Here is a 25833-nt window from a genome sequence, read left to right as displayed (position 1 = left end):
CCTGGTAGAATTCACCGGTGGGAGATGTCAATTCCGGAAATAATTTAGATGAGCAGTTCATCTATTTTTATCATTCATTTTTTCCGTTATTGATAGGTCACCATGAAACGAATGATTCCGTACCAGTCGCCTTCCGACAGCGTTTTGCTGCCGCGTACTAACGATAATAAGTAACGTAACTCATTGTTTTCATTTTGTATCATTACGGCCGGCATCGGTATTCCGTCGCGAGCCACATCGCCAGCCTGATTGTGAATACGCAGTCCAAGCCCCTGGGCCTCGCCATTGACTTTAAAAATATCCGGGCGAAATACCTCAGTTTCCCCGCTAAAGGTGATATTTACGCTTTGCCATAAGCCACCGCGGCTCCGTTCCAGTGAGCAATTCACCAGTCGTACTGCGAAGGGTTTGATGACCGCCTTGCCTTGCTCATTAAGATCGTTATACGAAATCACGCCGAATGGAATTTCCTGCCAGGCATCGTTGGTATGAATGGAACAGGCCGACTCCTGAATTTGACCATTCATCGTGACCAGTCCCCGCCCCTGATCGGACGCCAGAGACAACGGTGATATGCCTAATAACCCACTCAAGATCAGATAACGCGATATTTTTACCATGACTGTGCTCCTGAATATCGGGCTGCAAACGCAGCCCGAATAAAGCTACATGAGAACAGGACTCACCTTATTCATAAGCCAGGGTAAAGTTGGTTACCGCTTCAAAATCACCCGGAGTGACGTTGGTAACAGTAGAGATTTTTTCAAGGTAAGCGCTAAAGCTTAGGGTATTGTTGCCAATGCCCAGGCCGCGGCCGCAGGTAGGTACCAATAATTTCACAGGTTGACCAGAACCATCTTCAATACGTACGCCAGCCCCCGCAGCCTGACCGGAAATAGCCAGCATGCTCATATCTCCCGGAACATTACCGCCAGCAAAGGTCACTTTGACGGTGTTATACATCGGGTCACCGTTTGAATCCTTCTCGAAGGAGCAGTTTTCCAGCTCAATGTCGAACGGACGAGGAGTAGAGATACCGCCATTATCCAAATGCGTATTGGAGATCTGACCCAGTTCGATACGCTGATCGCCGTAGCCATTTTTAATAGAGCATGGAGCATCAATAATAGAACCCCAGAAGGTGACCTTGCCGCTTCCCTGATCGGCCTGAGCTGCGAAAGAGGCGACACCCATAGTGAGAACAACAGCAGATGCAATTTTGCTAATTTTCATAATACATTCCGTTATATTAAAAGTTACTGGATAACCATCCTGAAAAATAACTCGCAAAGATAACTACGGCTGTTTCTGGTGGCCAAAGTGTTGCTATATCTTGTTGAGTTATGTTTATTCCTGACAGCGAAGTCATACTAACTTGAAAACCCTTCCAGTCAAATATATGCACCTACTTAAACGAACATTACGAGCTAATAATTTTATAAAAAAATAATTTACAGGATAATATCTCGCCACACCCCTTTAACACGACAATGTGTGTAAAAATATTACTAATAATTAAAAAAAAACTTATCGCAACCTTCAACAGAAGTGCACCGGTAATCAAAGCGATTAAAAAAACATTAATTTTCAATGAATTGCCTGATCTATAAAGGCGCTAAAAACATTAGGAGTTATCCATAGGAAAATTCCTAATGCATATTTCTGGCGGGAAAGTTTTAAAACTGAAAAATCCTATAAAATAGTTGGATTTCTTTATTGGAAGCAGCGCAGAGAAGCAATATTTTACCATTTGGTCAAAAAGCCTTTTGCGGCCGAAGTAACCTTATAGGTATGTCGGCAATACGATCATGATCCACAGCAATATCTTATGCGGTATCTTGCCGGGTCAGATGAAAGAGGAAAAAGATTTGCCCTCTTCACTGCAGCAAATGAGCATGCATCCCCGGCAGGGAGATAGGGCAAGTGGGATTTAACATCATACCCCTACACGTAGAGGTGTTATTTTTTCGGTTACTTGTTATTCTGCTGAATTGTTGTCCAGGTGATTATCATTCAGCGTAGTTATTTATCAGACGCTGCCCTGGCGCTTGCCGCCTCACCCTCCAGAGCAAAAACACGGAGAGCGGCAAATCCATTATTCACACCTGCCCTGCAGGTGTTTTTTCCACAGGGAGATTTACCGTGAGATTTGCATCAGTACCTTTCAATCAAAATCAGGTGGGATGGCCGCTTAATGAAGAAGATCTTTATCGCCAGCCCTCGCTGAGCGGCGACATTAAAGCTGACTGGGTGGTTATCGGTTCCGGCTATGCCGGGGTAAGCTTTGCCCGCAGGCTGGCCAGCATCAACCCGCAGCAGAGCATCGTGCTCATTGACGCAGAATGCGCCGCGACCAGCTCCTCGGCGCGGAATTCCGGCTTTATTATCGGCCTGCCGCATAATATCGGCAGCTCTACCGCCGAGTTGAAAAAGGCGCAGGACTATCGCGCTCTGCTGCAGGAGGGGATCCGCCTGCTCGATGACACGGTGAGCAAACACCAGATCGATTGCGAATGGGAAAACGTCGGGAAATACCACTGCCAGATAGATCCGTCCAGCGAAGCCATTATGCAGGAGTACGTGGATAACCTGCAGCTGATGCAGGAACCTTACAGCCTGCTGAACGGCGAAGCGCTGTATCAAAAGCTGGGAACTCGCCTTTACAGCAAAGGGATTTACACTCCCGGCTGCATTCTGGTGAATCCGGCAAAACTGATCGCGGGCCTCGCGCGCCATCTGCAGGATAATGTCACCGTGTTTCACCAGACCCCGGCGCTGGCTCTTCACCAGGAAAACGGCGGCGTCAGGGTGACGACCCTGCAGGGCACCATCCGCGCCGACCAGGCGATGCTCGCCACCAATGCGCTCTCCCGCGAGCTCTCGCCAACCGTGAGCCGCCAGGCGTCGATGGCGACCTACGCCAGCATTACTGCCCCGCTTACGCCCGATCAGCGCCAGCGTCTGCCGGCGATGGAGAGCTGGGGATTAACCCCGGTCAATGCGATCGCCGGGGCCACCCTACGCTATACCCACGATTATCGTTTTCTTGTCCGCCAGCATGTCGATCCGGCATTGCGCGGCGTGATTACCGCCGGACAAACCGCTAACGCCGCAAGACAGCATCTGGCGCTGTTCCATACGGCCTATCCGCAGCTGCAGGATGTTCCTCTGGAGCGAACCTGGTCCGGGACCATCAGCGTCACCCGCAACGGCGCGCCGGTCTGGGGGCGTCTTGCGCCGCGGATCTGGACTGCGGGGGGCTGTAACGGCGCCGGCGTATCAAAACAGACCATCGCCGGGACGCTGCTTGCCGATCTGGCGATGGGCCAGGACAACCCGCTGATCGCCGCGATGCAGTCGCTCGGCCAGGCCAACTTTATGCCGCCCTCCCCGTTCCTGGATATTGGGGTGGCGGGCGCGTTATGGAAAGAGCGTTATATGGGACGTAAAGAGATGCCCGTATAGTCACTACGGGCGGGTGACTGACAGGTTTCACCGCGCAGGCGTGAAACCTGTTACTCAGGCTAATCCGGAATCACTTCATCTTTTCGCAGGGTCAGCACCTCAAACCCCTCGGCGGTGACGGCGACGGTATGCTCCCACTGGGCAGACAGTTTTTTATCGCGAGTGACCACCGTCCAGCCGTCTTTCCTGGTTTTTATTCGGCTATCGCCCTGATTAACCATCGGTTCAATGGTAAATACCATCCCCTCCGTGAGCACGGCACCGGTGCCGGGCTTGCCGTAATGCAGCACCTGCGGATCTTCATGCATCTCTCTGCCAACGCCGTGCCCGCAGTACTCCCTGACCACGCTGTAGCCATTACCTTCAACATAAGTCTGGATCGCATGGCCGATATCGCCCAGCGTCGCCCCCGGTCTGACAACCTTAATGCCCTTCCACATAGCTTCATAGGTTTTCTGCACTAGCCGACGGGCCAGCGGTGAAACCTCGCCAATCAGATACATTTTGCTGGAATCGGCAATCATCCCCTCTTTCTCCAGCGTAATATCCACGTTCACGATCGTGCCGGATTTCAGCAGCTCGCTTTCCTTTGGCATGCCGTGACAAACGACTTCATTGATCGAAGTATTGAGCACATAGGGAAAATCGTACTGCCCTTTGCTGGCCGGACGCGAATGCAGGTCGTTGACGATAAAATCCTCCACCCGATTGTTGATGGCCATGGTGGAGACGCCGGGCTGAATAAAGCTATCCAACATGTCGAAGACCGAGGCCAGCAGTTTGCCGGCATGGCGCTGGCTGGCGAGCTCCTGCGTGGTTTTAATGGGAATTGATAGCATTGATCACCTCCAGCAACCGGTCAGAGCCGGACTTGAGCATCATCAGCTTGATTTGCTGATGGTTAAGTTCGGGATAGAGCTCGCTCATCATCCCCAGACGGATCCAGTACTCCGCCTGGGCGTTGACCGAACGCGACATCGCCTTACTGGCGTCACGAATATCGTCGTGCAGCAGGTCTGAAATTTTTACAATACCCATTTATACGTACCATTACGATTTATATATGTTTCGTATATTACGCCTGCGTACGCAAGCGTCCAGTTTTTTCTGCCTCGGCCCCTTTTGCCGTTGCCGACAGCGATCGTGTTGACTGAAAAGAGCAGCATGATGCGCGGCGAAAGCCACACCCAGCCGTGTTGCATGAAAGAACGGCAGAGGAATAAGTGTAAGCAGATTAGGTTTTTTATTTGGTCTTCGAAAATTCTCTTATTACTTTCTCTAACCCCTGATTAAATATTCTTATTACGATATCAATTCCATTTATTTTTGATGACCTGAACTTAAGAGTGCGATATAAAACCACGCAAGATTTAACTTTTTTATAACAGAGCAAAGGCTAAGTAAATGAAACAGGTCGGCATTATTGGTTGGCGTGGCATGGTAGGTTCTGTATTGCTTCAACGCATGGTTGAAGAAAACGATTTCCGTGATATCGCTGCACATTTTTTTAGTACCTCCAGCGCGGGGACCGTTGGCCCAACTATAGATGGCGAGAGTTATATCCTTAAAGATGCGAATTCAGTCAGTGAACTCGCCGATATGGATATTATTATCACCTGCCAGGGCGGCGATTATACTAAAGCCATTTATCCCGCACTTATTACGCATGGCTGGCAGGGTTATTGGATCGATGCGGCATCGGCGCTTCGCATGGATGAAAAAGCCTGTATCATTCTCGATCCGGTTAACCGTACCCATATCGATCGGGCAATCCAACAAGGGCTAAAACTTTTTGTCGGCGGTAATTGTTCGATTACCCTCAGCTTGATGGGGCTCGCCGGCTTGCTCAAGGCTGACCTGATCGAATGGATGAGCGTGATGACCTATCAATCTGCATCCGGCGCTGGCGCTAAACATGTCAGAGAATTAATCGCGCAAAGCGCCTGGGTGAGCAATCATTTGTCGGCAGAGGAATTGACCAGCTCCGGCTCAGTCCTTCCTTTAGTCAATAAAGTCAGCGAACTGATTAACAGCGCGGGCATGCCCGTCCAACACTTCGGCGCCCCCCTAATGGGAAGCATCATTCCCTGGATTGATGCCGATTTAGGCGACGGCAATAGCCGCGAAGAGTGGAAAGGCGAAGCAGAAACGAACAAAATTCTGGGCTTGCCCCGCGGAACTATTCCCGTGAACGGTTTATGCATTCGGGTTGGCGTCATTCGCTGCCATAGCGCAGCGATTACTTTAAAATTAAAGCGTGAAGTCAGCGAAGCTGAATTTGCTGAATTAGTGGGTAATGCCCATCCCTGGGTTAACTATGTCCCCAATAATAAAAACGACAGCGTCAGCAAATTAACCCCAGCCTATATCAGTGGCTCGCTGCAGGTAGGCATAGGCCGTTATAAAAAAATGGCCCTGAATAATGAACCTGTATATTCGGCACTCACCGTTGGGGATCAGCTTTTATGGGGAGCGGCGGAGCCTTTGCGTCGTATGTTAAATATCTTGCTTAATCGCGTTTAATTCTTCTGCGGCAGGCGTTTTAATACCAGAATGGTGGTCAGGGAAATATATTTAAATATCGGTTCCACCACCGCGGCATCCTGTGCCCCGGCCTGTCGCCGTCAAACCCACAGCGAGGCTCTGCTTTCACCACAGTTCCGGCAACAAGGCCAGCGCGTCAGCCACCAGCGTGCGCCTGTCGTTGCCGGGCTTCCAGATGGTCACCATCGTTTGGCCGATCCCCTGATTACCCACTTCGGTCGGCAATTTTTTGACGTTTTTCCACCGCGCCGCATTCATGTGCGTCGGCAAAAATCCCCAGCCGCAGCCCTGTTCAAGCAGGGCGCGCAGCATCTCCTGTTCGTTGGTAAAAATGGTGCGCCCTGAAATCTGCAGACGGCGGGCCACGGGCTCGTCAGTATCCGGGTGCATAATCACCTGCGGCGCCAGCGAAAGTTCCAGCAGAGAAAGCGGTTGTTTAGCGGCGGGAAAAAGCGCTTCGGAGGCGTAAAAATCCATCTCGATTGATCCCAGGGCGCGCCACTCCATAGCGTCGCCCACGCTGCGATGTCGCGCCTGGCAGATACCCAGGTCGGCCAATCCACTCGCCAGCAGCCTTTCCGCCTCGTCACGCGAGGCGTTAATCAGGCTCAGACGAACGTTGCGCCGGGCCATGGCGCCAATCAGCGCCTGCAACAACGTTCTGGGGGTAAAGGGATCGTAGGCCAGGGTAATATCCTGCGTGGCGCTATTCGGCACTTCTTTGGCAAAGGCTTCAAAGGCTTTGACCTGGCGCATCAGCAGGTGCGCCTGACGCTGCAGCTGTTCCCCCTCCGGCGTCAGCTGCAAGCTGCGACCTTGACGCAGAAACAGCGCATACCCCAGACCATCTTCAAGGAACTCAATCAAATCGCGAAGCGTCGTGCGGTCCTTGCCCAGCTGGCGCGCCGCTTTCGCCAGGCTTTTGCACTCAACCACAGCGGTGAAGGCTTCCAGTTGGGCAAAAGAATACATCAGGGTCGGCATTGTGCTCTCCACTCGGTTATTCGGGGGGATTTTCCCCCATGAGGCGTTTTTTATTATAGGCCGCATTTTTTTAAGCTAAACGCCTTCCTGAGCTGAACGAGAAAAAATATGAAAAACAAAGTGGTTAATCGTCGCCTGCTGTCCAGTGTTGTCATCACCCTCTGCAGCGGCCTGCTGGCCCCCATCGCGCAGGCCGCCTGCCCCGGGACCGAACTTAGCGCGTGCCCTGCTCCCTTTGATGCACAGCTTCCGGATACCCATAAAATGCTCACCTGGAGCCAGACCGACCGGGTAATCGGCTTTCGTAACGACTACCGCAATTACGCAGGCGATGTGTTTCATCACGGTCATGCCGTACCGTTGCAGGCTGCAGCGAAACGGTTAACTCACGCCAGCTATCAAGTTAATGGCCACACCTGGACCCTGCAGGATTATCTGCAGCGCCAGAACGTCAGCGGCATGCTGGTGCTGAAAAATGGCAAAGTTGCCTGGAAATATCTGGCGGAAGGCAATACCGACACCACCCTCTGGACCTCGCGCTCGGTGGGCAAGTCCGTGGTATCCACGCTGGTGGGCGTGGCGATTAAACAGGGCAAAATTCACTCGCTCGACGATCTTGTCACCCAGTATGAACCCGACCTGAAAGGCACCGCCTGGGAAGGCGTGACGCTGAGGCAGCTGATTAGCCACACCTCCGGGGTGGCGTGGAATGAAGACTATACTAATCCGCAATCGGACTTCGCCCGGCTTACCGAGTGTGAAGCCAGACCCGGCGCCTATGACTGCGTACGTCAGCTGGTGTCCGGCCTGCGTCGGGCGCATCCGGCCGGAGAGAACTGGTCTTACTCCTCCGGCGGCGCCTGGCTACTGGGTGATGTCCTGGAACGCGCCACCGGTATGACGCTGGCGGTGTATCTGGAGAAAAGTATCTGGCAACCCTACGGTATGGCGAGCGATGGCGTGTGGCATGCCTATACAAAAAGTGAGCACGACGTGGGCGCGCATGGCTTTAACGCCACGCTAGAAGATTGGGGGCGCTTCGGTGAGTTCATCCTGCATAACGGCGTGTTGCCGAACGGCGAGCAGATCTTGCCGGAAAACTGGGTCGCCGAATCATCAAACTGGACCCGGGCGACAGGTTCAGTATCCGCGGCACATCCAAACGGTCTCTACGGCTATCAGTGGTGGAACAATGAAGTGCCGGCCAATGCCAGCAACGTTGAGCCCGCTCCGCAGGCATCCCTTCAACATTCGCTGTGGGCGCTGGGGATATTTGGTCAGATGATTATGGTCAATCAGGCGGAAAATCTGGTCATCGTGCAGTGGTCGACCTGGCCGCAGGCTGAACCCTCCTTCAGCGCCCAACCGCTTGAGGCGTCGCTGATGTTTAGCGCGATAGCGAAGGCGTTACGCTAATGCCGGTTTAAAACTGTCGCTCTTTTGCAGACCATGAGCGAAGTGAGCTCAGCCATTTTTAAACGATTGGAAGCCAGCCTGCCAACGGCAAAGCTGCTGCGGTACGCTGGCTATCATCTGCCTGTCGCTGGGGTGGCAAGCCGGTAATATAAGGCGGATCAGCGCCCTTTCTCGATCGTGCAGTTCCACTGCTGACTCACGCTACTCTGACTGGTGGCGATCTGTAGCGACAGGCTGGCGTCCAGAGTATGGGTGACGCTGTATTCAAGGACCACGTCATCAAGATCGCGCGCGACGCGCTCAATGCGAAACAGAGGGCGCCCGGGTTCAATATTCAGCAATCCCGCCGTGCGGATATCGCAGCACACCGGCGTATAGCGTTCGGTCGCGTTAGCCGGCGAGTAGCCGAATGTTTCCCGCAGCTGTTTATAGAGCGATCGGCTGCCGTCCACGTGACTCAGGTCGTTATAAATTCGGCCATTAAGCCAGGTCAGCACGTGGCCGACCGGCCGCTCCCCCTGCACGAGTAACCGCTCCAGACGCATCAGTTGGCTACCCAAATCGAGCCCCATCTGTTCCGCTACGTGGCGGTCGGCCATGGTTGAAATCAGCGACAGCACCTCCACTTCTATCGCGCCGGGAGCAGCAAAGGTGGTCAGTACGTCCGGCAGGTCGGTGTAGTATTTTTGCAACGCATCGCGGTTGATAAACGTGCCTTTTCCCTGCTCGCGATAAACCATACCGATGCTGGCCAGCGAATCTATCGCCTGTTTAATCGTGCCGCGCGCCACCTTGAACTCCCCGGCAAGCAGCAGCTCGCCCGGGAGTTTATCGTCATAGGTAAAAGAGAGGATCCGCTGCAGGATAACGTCTTTTATTCTTAAATAGAGAGGGAGTCCATCCGACTCATACATACTTGCGCTCCAACTCAGAGATAGTGTATCTGGCTCCTGTATGCGCTCAGTATATCCTGATTTATCTCCTGATTACCGTCTATGTTTGCGCTGGCGAGAACCGGCGGCGTGCGCGCATTTTCCAGCATAATTTCGCAAATACGCAGTACCAGGCTGTTGGCGATGGCCGCCCCCATGATGGTGGAGAGCGGCGCCACTTTCTGCGCCAGCCCCGGCAGGCTCACCGCCGCATCGCCATACTCGCAGTGGTTATCAAGGGTGATATCGGCAATGTCTACCAGCAGTTTACCGCTGGAGTGGCGGGAAGAGACTAGTGCCGCCGTCGCCAGGCTGGTAATGGCGATAACCCTGGCTCCGCAGGCTTTTGCCGCCAGCGCGACATCGATCGTAATCGCATTTCGCCCCGACACTGAGTGAATCAGCAGAGTATCGTCGGCCCTCAGCGGCGACTGTTCAACCAGCACGCGGCCAAGATTTTCCACATTTTCCACCGCGCTGGTAAGGGTTAACGGCCTGACATTAAGCATCAGCGCAGGGGTAAAAAGCGGGTTGATGATGGCCAGACCGCCTGCCCGATAGCTCATCTCCTCCGCCAGAATACCGGCGTGGCTGGCGCCAAAGACGAAGATATTGCGCTGCGCCAGAACGCTGTGGGCCATCATTTCTGCCGCCCGGTTCAGCTCATCGGCGCGCTGTTCGAGCAACCCCAGCTTCTGGCGGATCTGACTGTAATACTGTTTCAGTGCCTGGCTCATAGACTTCCTCCTGATATCAGAACGTCAGCAAGCGGGTCAAAAGATGGATTAGCGGCGCGAGGACAAACATATCGCTATCGCCCGCCCACAGCGCGGTATCCGGGATCGTGTTGTTGATAAAGCCGGTCACGCAGAAATATTGTCCCCAGGCGACCACCGTTGAGGTGATAAATCCCGCCAGCAGCGCGCCTTTATAGCCGCCAGTGATATTGCCGAAGACCCCTGCCGTACCGGCATGGAAGAAAATGACGATCATGCTGGGAATAAATACGTAGCCGGTATAGCGGCCGATCAGGGTCAGCCACAGCAGCGATCCCACAAAGGCGCCGACGAACCCCAGCACCACCGCATTTGGCGCAAAGTTGAACAGAATCGGGCAGTCCAGCGCAGGTTTGGCCCCCGGAACCAGCCGCGAGCCGATGCCGTTAAACGCGGGCACCATTTCACCAATAAACATCCGCACCCCGAGCAGCACCACGGCGATGCCACCGGTGAACATCAGCGATTGTTTAAGGGCATAGATGTAGAAGCTCAGGTCGCCGGATTGCGCAAGGATCTCCGCCGCTTTCGGGGTGCCTTTGATTTGCAGAATAAAGGTGCCGATAAAAAACAGCAGCGCCATGGTTAACGCGGTCACCACGTTGGAATCGCGCAGAAAACCGAGCTTTTTAGGGACTTTGATATCTTCGGAACTGATTTTATTACGGGCGAAGATCTGGCCGAAAATGGCCCCCAGCAGCGCGACCGAGGCGGAAGTATGCCCCAGCGCCACGTTATCGTTGCCGGTAATTTTCCGTACCCATGGCTGAACCAGCGCGGGCTGCAAGGTCCAGTACAGTCCCATGATAACCGTCAGCATGAGCGTCAGCTGTAGCGCAGAAATAGCGGGCTCGGTGTTCACCATCACCCCGGCAAATATCATGGTGGTCCAGAACATCATGTGTCCGGTCAAATAGATATATTTAAAGCGCGTCAGCCTGGCCAGCAGTAGATTGATAGCGAAACCGCCGGCAATGGCGATCGTCACGCTGCTTCCGTAGCGTTCGCTAAAGCGCGCCTGACCGATAATATTGGTCAGATTCATCGAGCTGAGGCCGAAAACTTCGGTCCAGATCGGCTGAAAGATCAGTAGCGCGGAAACGATAATCCCGGCCCCCGCGCCGATGATCAGAAAACCCAGAATGCCTTTCAGGGTGCCGGACACAATGTCTGCCAGCGATTTTTTCTGCAAAACCAGTCCCAGCAGCACGATCAGGCCAATTAAAATCGACGCCTCACCAAATATGTTGATGGTGATCCAGCGCAGGACGCCAAGAAACTCGCTCATGTTGGCTCTCCCGCGCGCAGAATGTGCGCCTGGGTCAGCGCCGCGGTGATTTCTGCGTTATCAATGTAGTTGTTTACTACCACCACCGGGCAGGAAAGATGCTTCAGGTTGTCCACCAGTTCAGCATTGGTGATGACGACATCGGCGTTGGCCGAAGCGGCGGATGAGACATCCATATGTTCCACGGAGGCCTGAATCCCGTGCTGCTTTAATACCGCCTCAACGTTCATTTTTAAAATCAGGCTGGAGCCCATACCTAAACCACAGACTGTCAGAATTTTCATCGCTATTCACTCCGTGTTAATTACAGCTATAAACGCTGTGAGCCGCTGGCCAACAGCCGATAAAGTTGTTCCGGATCGTCTGAATGCATCAGGGTATGCAGATTATTTTCATCACTGAGCACGGTGACGATATGCTGGATAAGGTGGATATGCGCGTCGCTGCTGGTAGCCGAAAGGCCCAGAACCACCCGCACAGGGTCGTTTTCCGCATGACCAAACGCCAGCGGTTCGCGCAGCCGGATCGCGCTAATTTGCGCTTTGATCGCTCCCTGTTCCGGACGGGCATGCGGCAGGGCCAGACCAGGGGCGATGACAAAATAAGGGCCCAGCTCGCGATAGCTGGCGATCATCGCCTGGACGTATTGCGGACTGCAGGCCCCCGCGCGGCACAGCGCGTTCCCCGCCTCGCGAATAGCCTCCTCCGGGGTAGCGGCCGGGCAGTCAACGGTTATCGACTGACGTTCAATCATCACGGGCTCCTTGCGTTAAGTGGTGGCGAATGGAGGCCAGGGTGGTCGCCAGCGCCCGGGCAACAAACGCGCGCCCTTTCTCTTCGCTCGCCAGGGTGGGGTCCCCCAGCACCGCATAAGCAGAAAACTCGGTCCAGCGCATCGGCTGATAGCGAAAATTCTGCGGGAATTCGGGATAGTGCGCGCGCGCCTCCGCCATGTTGACGAACTCCGGCGCCAGCGCCAGCATCAGCGAGGTTTCGACCTCGTCGGCATGCATATATCCCGGATAAGCCACCGCCGAGGTTTGTCGTTTTTTTACCTCTTCATCCATACCTGCCCAGCTGTAGCTAAGCAGCGTGATGCCCTGCTCTTTAAGCTGGCGGGAAGCGGCTTTAATCGCGTCAAAGTTGCCGTAATGCGAGTTGATCACCGCCGTGGTGGTAATACCGTAGCTGGCCATGTTTTCCGCCAGCGCCACCAGCAGCGACGTCAGCCGTTCATTACCGATATCAATCGCGCCCGCATGCCCGCGCAGCGACCAGACCTGGCTATAGGAGATAACCGGCAGGCTCAGCGCGCACTCGCCCAACTGCTCATCAAGCCGCGCGCAAAACCGCTCGGCCAGCAGGTTATCGGTATCCAGCGGCAGGTGGTCGCCGTGCGGTTCGACCGCGCCAAGGGGCAGTAAGGCTATCCGCGCCTTTTGTAGCGCCCGCCTGGCCTCGCGCTCATTTAAATGATGCAGCTTCATGACGCCTCCTCAGGCAAAAGCGAGGTAACGCGCCGGGTTTTCGACGAAGAAATCATGCAGCAACGCTTCGCCGTCAAACCCCGCCTCCCGGGCCTCTTCCATGAATCTTGGCCGCCAGTCGCTGAGGATGAACTTCAGCCCCAGTCCCCCTTTGCCGTAATGCGCGCTCATGGATTTACGGGCAAAATCACCGCCGATCAAAATCTGCTTTTGATAACCGCGCTGGCAGAGCGCCAGGATGGCCTGGGTGCGAATGTGCTCAGGGTGATATTTAATGCGGCTGATACCGTCAAATGAGAGAAACGCCCCGGTGTTGGCGATCTGACGGTGCAGCCAGGGGTCAGGATTGCGATCCATATGGGCAAAACATAAGCGGGACAAATCCAGTCCCCATTTTTTAAAGATCCGCGCCTGTTCGAGTCCCATCGTCCCCATTTCCGTATGGCTGTGCATCGGCGCCCCGGTACGCTGCTGGGCGCGAACGATAACCTCCATAGTTTTGTATTCCAGAGGGGAAATGGCGTTATAGCCGGTGCCACATTTCACTACGCCGGCCCGATGCGCGGTGCCTTCGATTCCCTCGGTGACCTCGCGGCAAACGTGTTCAACCAGTTCGTCGACGTCAGAACGCTCAATCCACTCGGCAAAAGTTTGCGCTGTGCCCGGTCGCTGACTACTCCACAGAAACCCTTTGTTAAAACCCGCGGTGGCAATAATGTGCAGCTGCTGGCGCTGCGCCATGGCCGCGACGGCAGCGGCCTGACGACCATAATCCGGCGCGGTGGCGTCGTAGATGGCATTGCCTCCCGCCTGGCGGAAGTCGCTTAATTCACGCTCAGAAGCCTGTGGATCGTCGAGCAAGAGGTCGTCATCCTGACGCTCGGCCCAATAGGGCGGAATACAGTAGATATGGTCGTGGCTGTAGGTTACGCCCAGCTGATTAGCGGAAATATCCCCGTTTAACGTTCGAATGATGGCCATGTTTCTTACTCTCCGGAACGGATAAGAAGGTGCCTTCAACATAGGCGCGACTCACTTGACCAGTCAAGTGATCAAGTTCGCATCAATAATATTAAATTCTTATCTGTGAGGTGGGTCGACATTAACATTTATGTGACGTTGTCACGTAAATAGATTCGGGCTAAAAAACCGTTACTCATGGAAAAATATAGGTGTTTCAGATGAGGCGATTAAATTTATGTTCTATTAATTCAATTGGATACGCACCTATTAAACCAATGCATTTCAGACTAATAATCAATACCTTTGATTAAAATGTTTAATTGAATGAATCGATAAAGAGAGTATTGTTAAAAACAATGATGAGCGGAGATAAATAAATGTTACGAGATTTTTTGAAGGTAGAAAAAGAGGATCGACTGGTGGAACAGCAGGACGCCAGCAGCGATAACGGCAATTCAACGGACGTCACCGAATGGATAATTGTGAGTAAAAATGGCGATAAAAAAGGCCGGGTGGCGTTATTCAATCAATTTTCCACCCGTCGTTCGTATTGCGTGAATTATCGAATTACCCAGTTTGATAATAGCGGCAAAGTTGTCGTAGACCGGCTGGCAGAATCTCTCTAATCACGGGAAACGCAACACACCGGCGTTTTGGTCACCTGTCGCCAGAGCTCGCAGAACAATAATCGATTAGTGCCGCCGCCCGCGCCTTTATCCGGGACCGTCGCTGGCGGCGGCCAGCAGCGGCACAATCACATCGCTTAACGGCGTGGCAATGTGGTAAATACGGCCGTAACGCTGCACGACCCCGTTACGAATATCCCACTCCAGCGGTAGACCAGCCTCACGGTCGGTGAGTATAGAAGTACTTAAGTCCGGAGGCGCGCGATGAAATCCCGCGACGATCTCCTGCGCCACGCTCTCGTCCAGCCTGGCGCCTGCGGCGCGAGCAACCTTCAGCCCCTCCTGCAGATAAGCAAAAGCCAGCGCGGTGATATCTTCGCGCGCAAACATGCCTGCCCGCCGTCCCGCCAGTACCATCAGGCCCGCAACCGCGTTTTGCAGCAGTTTACGCCACGCCACGGAGAGAAAATCGTCGCTAATATCCACTGCGCAGCGCGTGTCCCGTAGCGCATACTGTACCCGTTCAGCCCCCTGCGCATCGGGCAGCGTCAGGCGCGGTTTCGCCCGCAGCCAGACTGATGCTTCCGGTTCGCGCTGCGCGGGGAACCAGACGACCGACGGCAGTACCGTCGCTTCCGTGACATGAGGCGCGAAAAGCGCTCGTTGTTCAACGCCATTTTGCAGCACGCAAACCACCGTTTGCGCATGGCATAGCGCTTTAAGCCACGGCGCAATAGCGGCAATTTGCGTTGCTTTTACCGCCACAAAAAGCAGATCGAACGGCGCAACGACCGAAGACGGTTCAGTGACGACTGGCCCCGGAACCACAATCGTTCCGCCATCGAAACGTAGCGATAGCTGCGGGTGAGCGCGCCGGCCGCATACCAGAGGCGTTCGACCCACCTCGTGCAGCGCGGCGGCGATGGTGGTGCCAATTGCGCCGGGACCAATCAACGCAACGGTGGGTTCTTCAACATTCATCTATGCCTCCAGGCCGCCTCCGGCCCCTGAGATTTCATGGCTACATAACATAAACGCGACTTCGTTCGCATTACCATTTTATTCATATGGGTAATCTGAATGTGTGTGTCGTCGTACACACTTTCTCCATTAACAAGGAAGGTACATGTTTCCAGAATACAGAGAGCTGATTTCTCGATTGAAAACCACGCACCCGCGCTTTCAGTCGCTATTCGAAAAACATAACGCACTCGATCACGACATTTCCCGGATAGAAGGAGTCGATGGCAAAGGATACAGTCTCGAGCTCGTACAGATGAAGAAAGAAAAACTTATGTTGAAGGATGAAATGCTCAAAATCCTCCAGCATGAAAGCCTGATGTAGACGATAAGGCCGCCGCCATGGCGGCCTTCTTATACCGCCTGACTACGAGCGAATAAACGCCAGCAGATCGGCGTTAATCACATCGGCGTGGGAGGTATGCATGCCATGCGGAAAGCCGGGATAAATTTTCAGCTGGCTGTTCGGCAGCAGCTTATCCTGCAGTATCGCCGCGTTTTGATAAGGCACCACCTGATCGTCATCGCCCTGCATCACCAGCACCGGCAGCGTAATGGCTTTTAAATCTTCGGTCTGGTCGGTTTCAGAGAAGGCTTTAATCCCCTCATAATGCGCTTTTGCGCTACCGGTCATGCCCTGCCGCCACCAGTTCTGAATAGTGCCCTGGGACACCTCCGCGCCCTCACGGTTAAAGCCATAAAATGGGCCGGACGCCACGTCGAGATAAAACTGCGAGCGATTGGCAGCCAGCGCCTGGCGAAAACCATCGAAGACTTCAATTGGCGTACCGCCAGGATTGCTCTCCGTTTTGACCATCAAGGGCGGAACCGAACTGATCAGCACCGCTTTGGCAACGCGCCCCTGCGGTTGTCCATACTTCGCCACGTAGCGCGCGACCTGCCCGCCGCCGGTAGAGTGCCCGACATGAACGGCGTTATGCAGATCCAGATGCTCCGCCACCGCGGAGGCATCGGCGGCATAATGATCCATATCGTGACCGTCACTCACCTGATCTGAACGACCGTGACCGCGTCGGTCAATCGCAATCACCCGGAAGCCTTCTGCCAGGAAGAAAAGCATCTGGTTATCCCAATCATCGGCGCTTAATGGCCAGCCGTGATGAAATACGATGGGCTGCGCCTCTTTCGGGCCCCAGTCCTTAAAGTAAATGTTGACGCCGTCTTTGGTGGTCACAAATGCCATGTTACAAACTCCTCTGAAGAGAAAACAAGGCTGCGGGCCTGACGCCTGCAGTTGGTCGGGTGTAAAGGTCGGATGCTCAGCCTTAACGAGCGTGTCTCGTCAGGTTTGAAAGTGATGCGCAGAAAAAGTGTAGATGATTTTTGCGATGCCGGAGATGCGAAAAGAATTCAACAAATGGGCTGTAGAAAGCCCATTAAATAAAGTCGTCAGGGTCATTTAACGCTGGATAAACTTAGTAACGCCTGATGGTCACCGTTGCCGCGCCGGGCTGGTCGAGCGAGGCCAGTCCCTCTTCCACCCGCCCGAGCTTTATCAGACCGGGCGAGTGGCGAAAGTCTTCGCGAAAAATAGCCAGGTTGCCCCACGGCGCGTAATAGGCCATATCGCCGCGTCGCGGAGTCATTGATTCGCCAGCATCCACATCGCGCAGCTTCTCCGGCAGCCAGGCGATCTTTTCCGTAGAACCATAATCCTCAAGCTTCACCGTCATTGGCAGCTGCGCCACAAACGCACTAGCCGCAGCGCTCTCGTCCAGCAAGCCGACGACCGTGACGCCCTTAAATACAAACTCAATCTTCACCGCGTTCTCCCTGGCGGCGGCGGATGCCGCGCCCGTCATCATGATCAAAATGGATAGCACCGCACCGAGCGTTTTCAGCATCCGCTCACCCTTCCAGACCGCGAGCGCGCAGGACTTCCCCCACCACCGCTACTGCCGAAAAGGCGTTTGGCCAGCCGGCATAGAACGCGGCATGAGCAACAATCTCCCCCGCCTCTTGCGCGGTAAGGCCGTTATCCATCGCCCGGTTAAGGTGGTAGCCAATTTGCGCGCTTTGCCCGGCGGCGATAAGCGCGCTGACCGTCACCAGACTACGATCGCGCGGTTTCAGCCCCGGCCGCTGCCACAGGTCGAGAAACAGCGGTTGAGCGGTAAACTTCACCAGCCCGGGCGAAATTGCGCCGAAGTTGTGCTCCACCATTGTCGAGCGCTGATTTTCCGCCGCCTGATTAAGCGCCAGCAGCTCGGGAGATGCCGAAGCCAGCTGCTCGCGGCGGATACCGCGGGCGGCAAAGATATCTTTCGTGACCGCAACAGCGGCCATCGCGTTAGGCCAGCCGGAATAAAAAGCCAGATGCGTGATGATCTCGGAAATTTCGACCGGCGTGACGGCGTTATCCAGGGCAACATCAACATACTGTTTTAGCTCGGCGGGCTGGTTACGCGCGATCAAAATCGCCACCGTCACGATGCTGCGATCGCGACGCGAGAGTTCACTTCGCTGCCAGAGATCGTCTATCAGCACCTCGCTGCCGAAGCGGACAAGCGCGGGCGCGACGGACTGGACATCCTCAGCGGACAGTACGGTTGGGCTAAGTGGAACCATTTTTTCACCTCTCTTTTCTTCTGCCTGGACAGGCGCGCCCAGCATCAACGACATTGCCGCAGCGGCAATAAAAGCTTTCATCCTGTACTCCTTCCCGGCACGTTAATTCTTCAGCCTTTCCACCAGTTGACGCTGGTACTCAGGCAGTTGACTGCGGCTGGCGCTCTGAAAAACCAGCGGAGGAAGCCAGGTCATTCCCGCATGCAGAGCGCTGGCCTTCATCGGCGTGAAGACGTCGGCGAGGCTGACGCCAGTTCGCCCGGATTCGCCGTATGTCGATTCTCCTCCCGCGGCGGTCGTAACAATCAGCATCTCTTTACCCTGCCATACGCCCGGCCCCACGCTGCCCCAGGTATCGTTCAGCCAGGCCTTCATCATTGGCGTGATGTTGAACCAGTGGGTCGGGAAGATAAACACGACGCGCGAGTGTTCCCGCATCAATCGACGCTCGGCATCGGCATTGATATTGCGGCTATCATAGCCGTAAAGCGTCTCAAGATTGCGTACGGTCACGCCGGGCACGCTTTGCGCTGCGGCTTGAAGACCTTTCGTCAACACCGATTGCTCAGGGTAAGGATGAGAGACGATAACCAGCGTTTTAACCTCGGCGGCATGGCTGACGCGGTTATGACTAAACAGAACGATGGCGATGGCCACAAACCACAGCAGACCGGCGAAATTGCGGGGCGAATATGTCATTGAGCTCTCCTTCTCTTTTGCCACAGGTTAAGCTGCGCAAAAAGAAGGAGCCAGCCCTCGCTATCGAATGGGGCTGTGAGTCATTTTCATCAATCAGGCTACAAACCGAGCGGCTGCAGTTCACGGACCAGCGCGATCAGCAGGCGCAATCCGGTAGGGATCTGGTGTCGGCTGGAGTAATAGATATAGAATCCCGGCCCGTAAGAGGCCCAGTCGGTGAGCACCAGACGCAGGCGCCCCTCGCTGACGTGCTGCCTAATCAGCGGCTCCGGCAGGTACATCAGGCCGAATCCTTGAAGGATGGCCACCACGCCCGTCTCCGCCAGATCGACGGTTAACAGCGGCGGCACTTTGATCGTCAGCTGCTCTTCACCGCGCTCAAACTCCCATTTATAAATCCGATTGTTTCCCAGACGGTTGCTGACGCAGCGGTGGTGCTGAAGATCGTTGGGGTGCAGGGGCTCGCCGAAGCGGGCAAGATAATCGGGCGACGCGGCGACGACCCAGCGCACATCGGCGGAGAGGCGCTGCGCCACCATATCTTCCGGTACGGTTCCGCCATAGCGGATACCGGCGTCAAAACGCGCTTCGGTGACATCAACAATGCGGTTACTGGCCACGATATCCAGCTCAATATCGGGATAGCGTTCGGCAAAAACGGGCAGGATCGGCGCCAGCAGCAGCGTGGCTGCCTCGACAGCGACGTTAAGCCGAATATGTCCCGCAGGCGAGTCGCGAAACTGGTTGAGCTGTTCAATCGCGCCATCGATGGCGGCCACCGGCTCGCTCACCGCGCTGGCCAGACTCTCGCCTGCCGCCGTCAGGGTTACGCTTTTGGTCGTACGGTTCAGCAGACGCACGCCCAGCCGCGCCTCAAACCCCTTCAGGGCATGGCTCAGCGTCGAGGCGCTTACGCCGAGCTCGACGGCGGCCTTACTAAAACTGCGATGACGAGCGATGGCGCAAAAATAGACCAGGTCGGCCATATCGGAACGGTTTACATTCATACGTTCTCGCTAACCAGATAGAAAATAAGCTGAAAAAACAACGTTACCTTGATTTGATGGCGTAAAGCAATCTGGCGTAACGCCAGCCCTGGCCGGAAAAGCGGCCTCCATTGATTCTGGGCGTCAATCATTATGCCATTGACATTGACCTATCAAACTAGTTTACTAGTACAAGATAAATTTCAGGATAGCGAATAATGCAACGCGTAATCATCATGAATCTGCACGGCTGGTGGCGTACTTCCCGATAACGGGCAGTATCGTCACGTCTGCAGTTTGCACACCGATACCCGGCCCGCTAAAACGCGGGCTTTTTTTCGCCCGGATTTTACGCATGGGACGCATCTGCCGAAGTGCAAGCAGCCGGGAGCCGCTGCGCAGTACCCGATTTCACTTCATGTGCAGCGTCCTTTCCGGGGGCAGACCCCGAATCATCAGACACTGCACATACAACAAGGAGCAATAATGAGTCCCTTACTTAACCCCTACTTTGGCGAATTCGGCGGTACGTACGTTCCGCAGATCCTCATCCCCGCGCTACGCCAGCTGGAACAGGCGTTTGTTAGCGCACGCGAAGATGCGCGCTTTCAGGCGGAATTAACCCATCTATTGAAAAACTACGCCGGTCGCCCGACGGCGCTAACGCGCTGCCGTAACCTGACGCAGGGTACGCGCACTACCCTGTATCTCAAACGTGAAGATCTGTTGCACGGCGGCGCGCATAAGACTAATCAGGTGCTCGGCCAGGCGCTGCTGGCAAAACGGATGGGCAAAACCGAAATTATTGCCGAAACCGGCGCCGGTCAGCACGGCGTGGCCTCGGCGCTGGCCAGCGCGCTGCTGGGCCTGAAGTGCCGTATCTACATGGGGGCGAAAGATATTGAACGTCAGTCGCCAAACGTCTTTCGTATGCGCCTGATGGGGGCCGAAGTGATCCCGGTGCACAGCGGCTCAGCCACCCTGAAAGATGCTTCGAATGAAGCGCTGCGCGACTGGTCCGGGAGCTATGAGACCGCCCACTTTATGCTGGGCACCGCCGCTGGCCCGCATCCTTTCCCGACTATCGTACGCGAATTTCAGCGCATCATCGGCGAAGAGACCAAAGCGCAGCTCCTCGAAAAAGAGGGGCGCCTGCCGGATGCGGTTATCGCCTGCGTTGGCGGAGGTTCCAACGCCATCGGCATGTTCGCTGACTTTATCGATACGCCCCAGGTCGGACTGATTGGCGTTGAGCCCGCTGGCCTGGGTATTGAGACCGGGGAACACGGCGCGCCGTTGAAACACGGGCGGACCGGCATCTATTTCGGCATGAAAACGCCGCTGATGCAAACCGATGACGGCCAGATCAAAGAGTCCTGCTCTATTTCCGCCGGCCTCGATTTCCCGGCCGTCGGGCCGCAGCATGCCTATCTGAACAGTATTGGCCGCGCGGAATACGTTTCGGTCACCGACGATGAAGCGCTGGCGGCATTTAAAACCCTGAGCCGTTCTGAAGGCATTATTCCGGCACTTGAGTCATCCCACGCCCTCGCGCATGCCTTAAGAATGATGCGCGACAATCCGCAACAAGAGCAGCTGCTGGTGGTGAACCTTTCCGGCCGCGGCGATAAGGACATCTTTACCGTGCACGACATTCTGCAAGCGCGAGGAGAAATGTGATGAAACGCTATAACGATATGTTTTCGCGACTGCAAACTCGGGGAGAAGGCGCGTTCATTCCCTTCGTGATGCTCGGCGACCCGCAGCCGGATCTGTCGCTGCAAATTATCGATGCGCTGATCGAGGGCGGAGCCGATGCGCTGGAACTGGGGATTCCCTTCTCCGATCCGCTGGCCGACGGCCCGACAATACAAAATGCCGCCCTGCGCGCGTTTGCAGCCAACGTCACCCCTGCGCGCTGCTTTGACATGCTGGCCGCCATTCGCGCCAGGTATCCGGCGCTGCCCATCGGTCTGCTGATGTACGCAAACCTGGTGTATAACCGGGGAATCGAGACGTTTTATGCCACCTGCGCCCGCGTGGGCGTCGATTCTGTACTGGTAGCAGACGTCCCGTTCGAAGAGTCGGCGCCGTTCCGCGAGGCCGCGATGCGCCATGATATTGCGCCCGTGTTTATCTGCCCACCCAATGCGGACGATGAGCTGCTGAGACACATTGCCGCTCACGGCCGCGGTTACACCTACCTGCTGTCGCGCGCGGGCGTAACCGGCGCGGAAAAACGCGCCGCGCTGCCGCTGGAACATCTGGTCTCTAAGCTTGGTGACTATCAGGCGCCACCGCCGATTCAGGGGTTTGGTATTTCAACCCCGGAACAGGTGGCGGATGCCATGAAAGCGGGAGCCGCCGGGGCTATTTCCGGCTCAGCAATAGTGAAAATCATCGAACAACACCAGGACGATCGGGAGGCGATGCTCTGTCAGTTGAAGGCTTTCGCCCGCAACCTGAAAACAGCCACCGTCAGGCCAACATAGCGTGGGGTTAATGCGGCAAAATGCCGGTGGTGATGAATATCCATCACCGGCAATATCGTCTGGCCGCTAAGGGATATGCAGGGTAACGTAAAAAGGGAGCTTGCTGCTCTGGCCTGAGTGCTGCAAAATTTAGCCCGTTTCCCCAGACACCATCATTCGGCCACCTGACAATCCTGTTTTTATCCGACCGAGGCGCATTTATGTTACCTGAGTGTGATAAAGCCATCATCCTGCTGCATGAAATCTACGGCATTAATGCGCATATTCAGCGAACCGCCGCGACCTGGCGCAGCCGCGGCTTCGATGTCTACACGCCAGCGCTTTTTCCCCACTCTGCGCCGTTCGCCTATGAGCAGCAGGAGCAAGCCTGGCGTCACTTTAACGATAACGTCGGATTCGACACCACCGCCATTGAGTCGCTGCTGGCCGAGCTGAAAACAAAATATGGCATGCTAATCCTCATCGGCTATAGCGTGGGCGCCACCTTAGCCTGGCTGGCCGCCAGAAGCGGTTTCTGCAACGCCGCGATTTGCCACTACGGCTCGCGGATCCGCCACTACAGCGACGTTGCGCCGCCCTGCCCGACGCTGGTGATTCTCGCCAGCGAGGAACCGGCGTTCGATCCCCGGGTAATGCAAGATCAGCTGGAGAACGTTCCCTCCGTGACCTGCCGGATGTTCAATGCGCAGCACGGCTTTTGCGACGCTGACAGTCCGGCGTGGGATCCGCGCCTTACGCAGCAGGCAGACGAAGATACGCTGCAGTTTTTAACGCTTATTCAGCAAAGACAGGAGGCCTGATGCAACAGGTATTTCAATGGATTAACGAACCCGCAACATGGTCGGAAGAGGACGGCTCACTTAGCGTCGTAACCGATGAGGAAACCGACTTCTGGCGCGAAACCTGGTACGGGTTTGAGCGCTTCTCCGGGCATATCTATGCCACGGAAGCCGCGGGGGATTTCACCTTTCAGGTGCGGGTGCGCGCAGATTTCAGCACCCTGTATGACCAGGCGGGGATTATGTTAATGCAGGACGCCCGGCACTGGCTTAAGGCCGGTATCGAGTACAACGACGGCGCGCCCGCCATCGGTAGCGTACTGACGCTGGGAACTTCAGACTGGGCCACCGGCATTTTTCCAGGCAACCCCGCGGCGTTCTGGCTGCGCCTGACCCGTCGGGGCGAAGCGCTGCGCCTGCAGTACTCAACGGATGGCCACCAGTGGCCGCTACTGCGGCTGTGCCCTTTTCCGACCGGCGCCGCGAAAGTGGGCATCATGTGCTGTACGCCACAGCGCAGCGGCCTGCGGGTTAATTTCGACGAAATATCGCTGCTGCCGCCCAACGATAAAGATTTGCACGATTTAAGCTGAGGGGAGCCCCCAGGGCGGACGCTTTCGCTGAATAATCGCGACGAAGGTATGATTTCTGGCTGCCGGGACTGCATGACATTTCACCTTGCTGCTAGATTGGCAACAACTTGCAGGCGAAAAGGAGGAGGCGTCATGTTTTCCTATATTATGCTCGGCACTAACGATCTGCCGCGCGCCATTCGTTTTTACGATCCTTTGATGGAGATGCTGGGGCAGCCGCAAAGCGGCCGAAGCGATCAAGGCGCATCGTGGGGGACATTCAGCGGAAACAGCACCATCGGGCTGTGCGTTGGCCAACCGTTTAATCAGCAGCAGGCGACAACCGGCAACGGCGTTATGGTGGCTCTGAACGCACGTTCGGTTGAGCATATTCAGCAGCTGCATCAGCTGGCGCTCAGTCTGGGAGGAAGCGATGAAGGCGCTCCGGGACATCGCCCTCAGTACGGTGAAGGCTTCCACAGCGCCTACGTCAGAGATCCGGACGGCAATAAGCTGGCATTTGTTTATTATGTAAACGCCGACTGAGGCCGCTGGCCGGCAAATTCAGGCAGGGTTGTCCATTGCGAGACCCTGTCTGTCTCTGAGCGGCGCGCCGGATGCGGTTAGCCTGATGAGACGACCGCAGCCCACTGCGATGGTCCGCATCAGCCCTCGGTAAACATTCCCGACGTAAAGGTCGCCCTCATGGCTTCGATCTCTTCCTGGCGGGCCGCGTTTAAGGCAGACAGCATATTGCAGGTAAAATCCAGAAAGCCAACGCCGTTGGCGGTGACCAGGTTACCGTCGCGGACCGATGGCACGTTTTTGTACCGTGAGGCGCCGCGATAGGCTGACCCCGCCCTGCTCTGCAGGTATGCAAGGCCGTTGGAGGTATGGTCAACATCATTAAGAAAACCGTGTGCGCCGAGGAATGCCGAAGCATCGCATATTGCGCCGACGACGATCTGCCGCGCCTGCGCTTGCTGAACCAGAGGCACAACCCGCTGAGCCTCCTCTCCCCACCAGTTCATTCCCCCCACCAGCACCAGAGCAGCGTAGTCATCAGGTATCGTCTGGAAGGTATAATCCGGCAGACAGCGCACCCCGCCAATTGACCTCACGGGCCCCTCATCCGCAGCTACGGTCCTGACTTCGTAGCGCGGCTCCCATACGCCAAACCCCCGGCGCAGGCCGGGTGCCAGCAGCGAAAACTCCCAGTCGGCATACTCCTGGATGAGGACAAACAGCACTTCTTTACGCGTATCCATAGACAGGGTTTTCTCCTTTTTTAAACAGAATTTGCCGTCGCAATATCCGGCGAGTCGATCGACACTGGTCGCCGCGTCGTCACCAGAAACTGTATAAATGCACAGTAAGAAAGGCAAGGTTATTTTTCCACCGTGGACAACCGGGCTCCATTTTTGCGAGTCAGCTCCCCGGATAGCAATCTATCCGGGGAAACGGGCTATCATCTCCTGAGATCTGAGCCGGTATTTAATGAAATTCGCCTGCGCGCCAGAAGAAGTTCCTTCACGATATAAAGCCTGTGTCCTTCTGGCCGTATCCTCGGCGAACGTAGCTCTTTCAGCGTAATTCCGGCGATATCGCCCGCCGCCAGACATTTGCGGATCGCGCTGCCGCTAAGGCCGAGCTGTCTACGTAGCACCGCCAGTAAGCTGACCTGAAAAGCGCGCTCGACGTAGACGTTGACGCTGACCTGAGCAGCACGGACAAGGCTGATTCGCCAGCCTTCCCGTACGACGAATTCAGGCGAACCCGCTAACAACGCGCTATTGCGCCGCAGAACCTGCAAATCGTGAGAGTAGTCCTCTGCAGCAGATTTATCGTTTGCCATGAGTCGCTCATAGAGGTGTGGATCTATTTTACTGACGGGTAAACGAGAGAACAGGCTGATGTTCCAGGTGTATGCGCAGCGGACGCACTTATAGATACTCCAGACATCGAGCTGTTTTTTTTGCGAATTGATCCGGAAGGCTCCGGATGGCGTGAATTTCTGCTGCCCATGGCAGGCGGGACAGCGTTTGCTTAGCAGCTGGTAGCCCGCAGGGCTGACGTTCCATGTGACTTTCATGGTGAACCTTTTTTTTAACCCATACAAAAGCGGATCCGTCGATAACGGACCGTGATATTTGCAATGTGAAAAATATTTAGAGAATACTTTTCAGTGGGTTAAAAAAAGATTTCCAACGCGACT

At 55.2% G+C, this 25833-nt stretch carries 30 protein-coding genes and 1 other annotated feature; of the genes, 10 read left to right on the top strand and 20 right to left on the bottom strand.

Annotation, left to right across the window (positions count from 1 at the left end; genetic code table 11):
- Positions 1-86: 86 nt before the first annotated feature.
- On the bottom strand, positions 87-620 hold the full coding sequence (locus HMPREF3178_RS23775) for a fimbrial protein (RefSeq protein WP_004102152.1): 534 nt from the start codon (positions 618-620) through the stop codon (positions 87-89).
- 67 nt (positions 621-687) lie between these two features.
- On the bottom strand, positions 688-1233 hold the full coding sequence (locus tag HMPREF3178_RS23770) for a fimbrial protein (RefSeq protein ID WP_017145851.1): 546 nt from the start codon (positions 1231-1233) through the stop codon (positions 688-690).
- A 909-nt stretch (positions 1234-2142) separates the two neighbouring features.
- Here HMPREF3178_RS23770 and HMPREF3178_RS23765 point away from each other — a divergent pair.
- The gene (locus HMPREF3178_RS23765) at positions 2143-3465 is read left to right on the top strand and encodes an NAD(P)/FAD-dependent oxidoreductase (protein ID WP_017145850.1); all 1323 of its coding nucleotides are present in this window, start codon (positions 2143-2145) and stop codon (positions 3463-3465) included.
- 59 nt (positions 3466-3524) lie between these two features.
- Here the strand turns inward: HMPREF3178_RS23765 and map are convergent, their stop codons facing one another.
- Both map and HMPREF3178_RS23755 read right to left on the bottom strand, forming a co-directional pair.
- A complete protein-coding gene (map, locus tag HMPREF3178_RS23760; protein ID WP_017145849.1) occupies positions 3525-4304 on the bottom strand; it encodes a type I methionyl aminopeptidase in 780 nt (259 codons plus the stop codon).
- Positions 4285-4503, bottom strand: coding sequence for a ParD-like family protein (locus tag HMPREF3178_RS23755; protein WP_004102160.1), 219 nt, complete (start codon positions 4501-4503; stop codon positions 4285-4287). The genes map and HMPREF3178_RS23755 overlap by 20 nt, the downstream gene beginning before the upstream one ends.
- Before the next feature lie 366 nt (positions 4504-4869).
- Between HMPREF3178_RS23755 and asd the strand changes: the two genes are divergently transcribed.
- Positions 4870-5988, top strand: coding sequence for an aspartate-semialdehyde dehydrogenase (asd, locus tag HMPREF3178_RS23750; protein ID WP_017145848.1), 1119 nt, complete (start codon positions 4870-4872; stop codon positions 5986-5988).
- 126 nt (positions 5989-6114) lie between these two features.
- Here asd and HMPREF3178_RS23745 read toward each other — a convergent pair whose 3' ends face one another.
- Positions 6115-6993, bottom strand: a complete 879-nt coding sequence (locus HMPREF3178_RS23745; RefSeq protein WP_004102162.1) for a LysR family transcriptional regulator — start codon at positions 6991-6993, stop codon at positions 6115-6117.
- A 108-nt stretch (positions 6994-7101) separates the two neighbouring features.
- Here HMPREF3178_RS23745 and HMPREF3178_RS23740 point away from each other — a divergent pair, with 108 nt between their 5' ends.
- A complete protein-coding gene (locus HMPREF3178_RS23740) occupies positions 7102-8409 on the top strand; it encodes a serine hydrolase domain-containing protein (RefSeq protein WP_017145847.1) in 1308 nt (435 codons plus the stop codon).
- 158 nt (positions 8410-8567) lie between these two features.
- On the opposite strand, the gene HMPREF3178_RS23735 is transcribed toward HMPREF3178_RS23740, so the two are convergent.
- Genes HMPREF3178_RS23735 through HMPREF3178_RS23705 form a run of 7 tightly spaced genes read right to left on the bottom strand, consistent with a single transcriptional unit; the run spans position 8568 to position 13873 of the window.
- On the bottom strand, positions 8568-9323 hold the full coding sequence (locus HMPREF3178_RS23735; protein WP_004102164.1) for a GntR family transcriptional regulator: 756 nt from the start codon (positions 9321-9323) through the stop codon (positions 8568-8570).
- 14 nt (positions 9324-9337) lie between these two features.
- The gene (locus tag HMPREF3178_RS23730; RefSeq protein WP_070585526.1) at positions 9338-10078 is read right to left on the bottom strand and encodes a sugar isomerase domain-containing protein; all 741 of its coding nucleotides are present in this window, start codon (positions 10076-10078) and stop codon (positions 9338-9340) included.
- Positions 10079-10094: 16 nt separating this feature from the next.
- Positions 10095-11405 (bottom strand): PTS ascorbate transporter subunit IIC, encoded by a 1311-nt coding sequence (locus tag HMPREF3178_RS23725; RefSeq protein WP_004102166.1) that lies wholly within the window; start codon positions 11403-11405, stop codon positions 10095-10097.
- On the bottom strand, positions 11402-11689 hold the full coding sequence (locus HMPREF3178_RS23720) for a PTS sugar transporter subunit IIB (protein ID WP_004102167.1): 288 nt from the start codon (positions 11687-11689) through the stop codon (positions 11402-11404). The genes HMPREF3178_RS23725 and HMPREF3178_RS23720 overlap by 4 nt, the downstream gene beginning before the upstream one ends.
- Before the next feature lie 26 nt (positions 11690-11715).
- Complete coding sequence (locus HMPREF3178_RS23715) at positions 11716-12159, bottom strand: PTS sugar transporter subunit IIA (RefSeq protein ID WP_004102169.1); 444 nt, start codon at positions 12157-12159, stop codon at positions 11716-11718.
- On the bottom strand, positions 12152-12892 hold the full coding sequence (locus HMPREF3178_RS23710) for a creatininase family protein (RefSeq protein ID WP_017145845.1): 741 nt from the start codon (positions 12890-12892) through the stop codon (positions 12152-12154). The genes HMPREF3178_RS23715 and HMPREF3178_RS23710 overlap by 8 nt, the downstream gene beginning before the upstream one ends.
- A 9-nt stretch (positions 12893-12901) precedes the next feature.
- Complete coding sequence (locus HMPREF3178_RS23705) at positions 12902-13873, bottom strand: phosphotriesterase family protein (protein WP_004102173.1); 972 nt, start codon at positions 13871-13873, stop codon at positions 12902-12904.
- Positions 13874-14232: 359 nt separating this feature from the next.
- Between HMPREF3178_RS23705 and HMPREF3178_RS23700 the strand changes: the two genes are divergently transcribed.
- Positions 14233-14481, top strand: a complete 249-nt coding sequence (locus HMPREF3178_RS23700) for a hypothetical protein (RefSeq protein ID WP_004102175.1) — start codon at positions 14233-14235, stop codon at positions 14479-14481.
- Positions 14482-14568: 87 nt separating this feature from the next.
- On the opposite strand, the gene HMPREF3178_RS23695 is transcribed toward HMPREF3178_RS23700, so the two are convergent.
- Positions 14569-15462: an oxidoreductase gene (locus HMPREF3178_RS23695; RefSeq protein WP_004102177.1), complete on the bottom strand. Its 894-nt coding sequence runs from the start codon at positions 15460-15462 to the stop codon at positions 14569-14571.
- A 145-nt stretch (positions 15463-15607) separates the two neighbouring features.
- Between HMPREF3178_RS23695 and HMPREF3178_RS23690 the strand changes: the two genes are divergently transcribed.
- Positions 15608-15826, top strand: a complete 219-nt coding sequence (locus HMPREF3178_RS23690) for a YdcH family protein (RefSeq protein ID WP_004102179.1) — start codon at positions 15608-15610, stop codon at positions 15824-15826.
- Positions 15827-15868: 42 nt separating this feature from the next.
- On the opposite strand, the gene HMPREF3178_RS23685 is transcribed toward HMPREF3178_RS23690, so the two are convergent.
- The 5 genes from HMPREF3178_RS23685 to HMPREF3178_RS23665 all read right to left on the bottom strand — a co-directional run bounded on the left by HMPREF3178_RS23685 (position 15869) and on the right by HMPREF3178_RS23665 (position 19796).
- Positions 15869-16705, bottom strand: coding sequence for an alpha/beta fold hydrolase (locus HMPREF3178_RS23685; protein WP_004102181.1), 837 nt, complete (start codon positions 16703-16705; stop codon positions 15869-15871).
- A 232-nt stretch (positions 16706-16937) separates the two neighbouring features.
- Positions 16938-17366: a cyclophilin-like fold protein gene (locus tag HMPREF3178_RS23680; protein WP_017145844.1), complete on the bottom strand. Its 429-nt coding sequence runs from the start codon at positions 17364-17366 to the stop codon at positions 16938-16940.
- A gap of 4 nt (positions 17367-17370) precedes the next feature.
- The gene (locus tag HMPREF3178_RS23675; RefSeq protein WP_017145843.1) at positions 17371-18171 is read right to left on the bottom strand and encodes a carboxymuconolactone decarboxylase family protein; all 801 of its coding nucleotides are present in this window, start codon (positions 18169-18171) and stop codon (positions 17371-17373) included.
- 21 nt (positions 18172-18192) lie between these two features.
- Entirely contained in the window at positions 18193-18789 is a 597-nt protein-coding gene (locus HMPREF3178_RS23670) for an NAD(P)H-dependent oxidoreductase (RefSeq protein ID WP_004102190.1), read from the bottom strand.
- A 98-nt stretch (positions 18790-18887) separates the two neighbouring features.
- Positions 18888-19796 (bottom strand): LysR family transcriptional regulator, encoded by a 909-nt coding sequence (locus HMPREF3178_RS23665; protein ID WP_004102193.1) that lies wholly within the window; start codon positions 19794-19796, stop codon positions 18888-18890.
- A gap of 224 nt (positions 19797-20020) precedes the next feature.
- Positions 20021-20115, top strand: a sequence feature (Trp leader region).
- 146 nt (positions 20116-20261) lie between these two features.
- On the opposite strand from HMPREF3178_RS23665, the gene trpB reads away from it, so the two are divergent.
- From trpB to HMPREF3178_RS23640, 5 genes are all read left to right on the top strand, one after another.
- Positions 20262-21455 (top strand): tryptophan synthase subunit beta, encoded by a 1194-nt coding sequence (gene trpB / locus HMPREF3178_RS23660; protein ID WP_004102194.1) that lies wholly within the window; start codon positions 20262-20264, stop codon positions 21453-21455.
- Entirely contained in the window at positions 21455-22267 is an 813-nt protein-coding gene (trpA, locus tag HMPREF3178_RS23655; protein ID WP_017145841.1) for a tryptophan synthase subunit alpha, read from the top strand. The genes trpB and trpA overlap by 1 nt, the downstream gene beginning before the upstream one ends.
- A 200-nt stretch (positions 22268-22467) precedes the next feature.
- Positions 22468-23067 (top strand): dienelactone hydrolase family protein, encoded by a 600-nt coding sequence (locus HMPREF3178_RS23650; protein ID WP_017145840.1) that lies wholly within the window; start codon positions 22468-22470, stop codon positions 23065-23067.
- Entirely contained in the window at positions 23067-23639 is a 573-nt protein-coding gene (locus HMPREF3178_RS23645) for a DUF1349 domain-containing protein (protein ID WP_017145839.1), read from the top strand. Before HMPREF3178_RS23650 ends, HMPREF3178_RS23645 begins: the two co-directional genes overlap by 1 nt.
- Before the next feature lie 132 nt (positions 23640-23771).
- A complete protein-coding gene (locus HMPREF3178_RS23640; RefSeq protein WP_017145838.1) occupies positions 23772-24164 on the top strand; it encodes a VOC family protein in 393 nt (130 codons plus the stop codon).
- A 119-nt stretch (positions 24165-24283) separates the two neighbouring features.
- On the opposite strand, the gene HMPREF3178_RS23635 is transcribed toward HMPREF3178_RS23640, so the two are convergent.
- Together HMPREF3178_RS23635 and HMPREF3178_RS23630 are read right to left on the bottom strand one after the other, a co-directional pair.
- The gene (locus HMPREF3178_RS23635; RefSeq protein WP_004102204.1) at positions 24284-24886 is read right to left on the bottom strand and encodes a DJ-1/PfpI family protein; all 603 of its coding nucleotides are present in this window, start codon (positions 24884-24886) and stop codon (positions 24284-24286) included.
- A 200-nt stretch (positions 24887-25086) separates the two neighbouring features.
- On the bottom strand, positions 25087-25710 hold the full coding sequence (locus HMPREF3178_RS23630; RefSeq protein WP_004102205.1) for a DUF1062 domain-containing protein: 624 nt from the start codon (positions 25708-25710) through the stop codon (positions 25087-25089).
- Between the last annotated feature and the right edge of the window lie 123 nt (positions 25711-25833).

Origin of the sequence: Klebsiella sp. HMSC09D12 (assembly GCF_001808475.1) — a bacterium.
Lineage (GTDB): Bacteria > Pseudomonadota > Gammaproteobacteria > Enterobacterales > Enterobacteriaceae > Klebsiella > Klebsiella oxytoca.
This window is presented reverse-complemented; position numbering and strand designations above follow the sequence as displayed.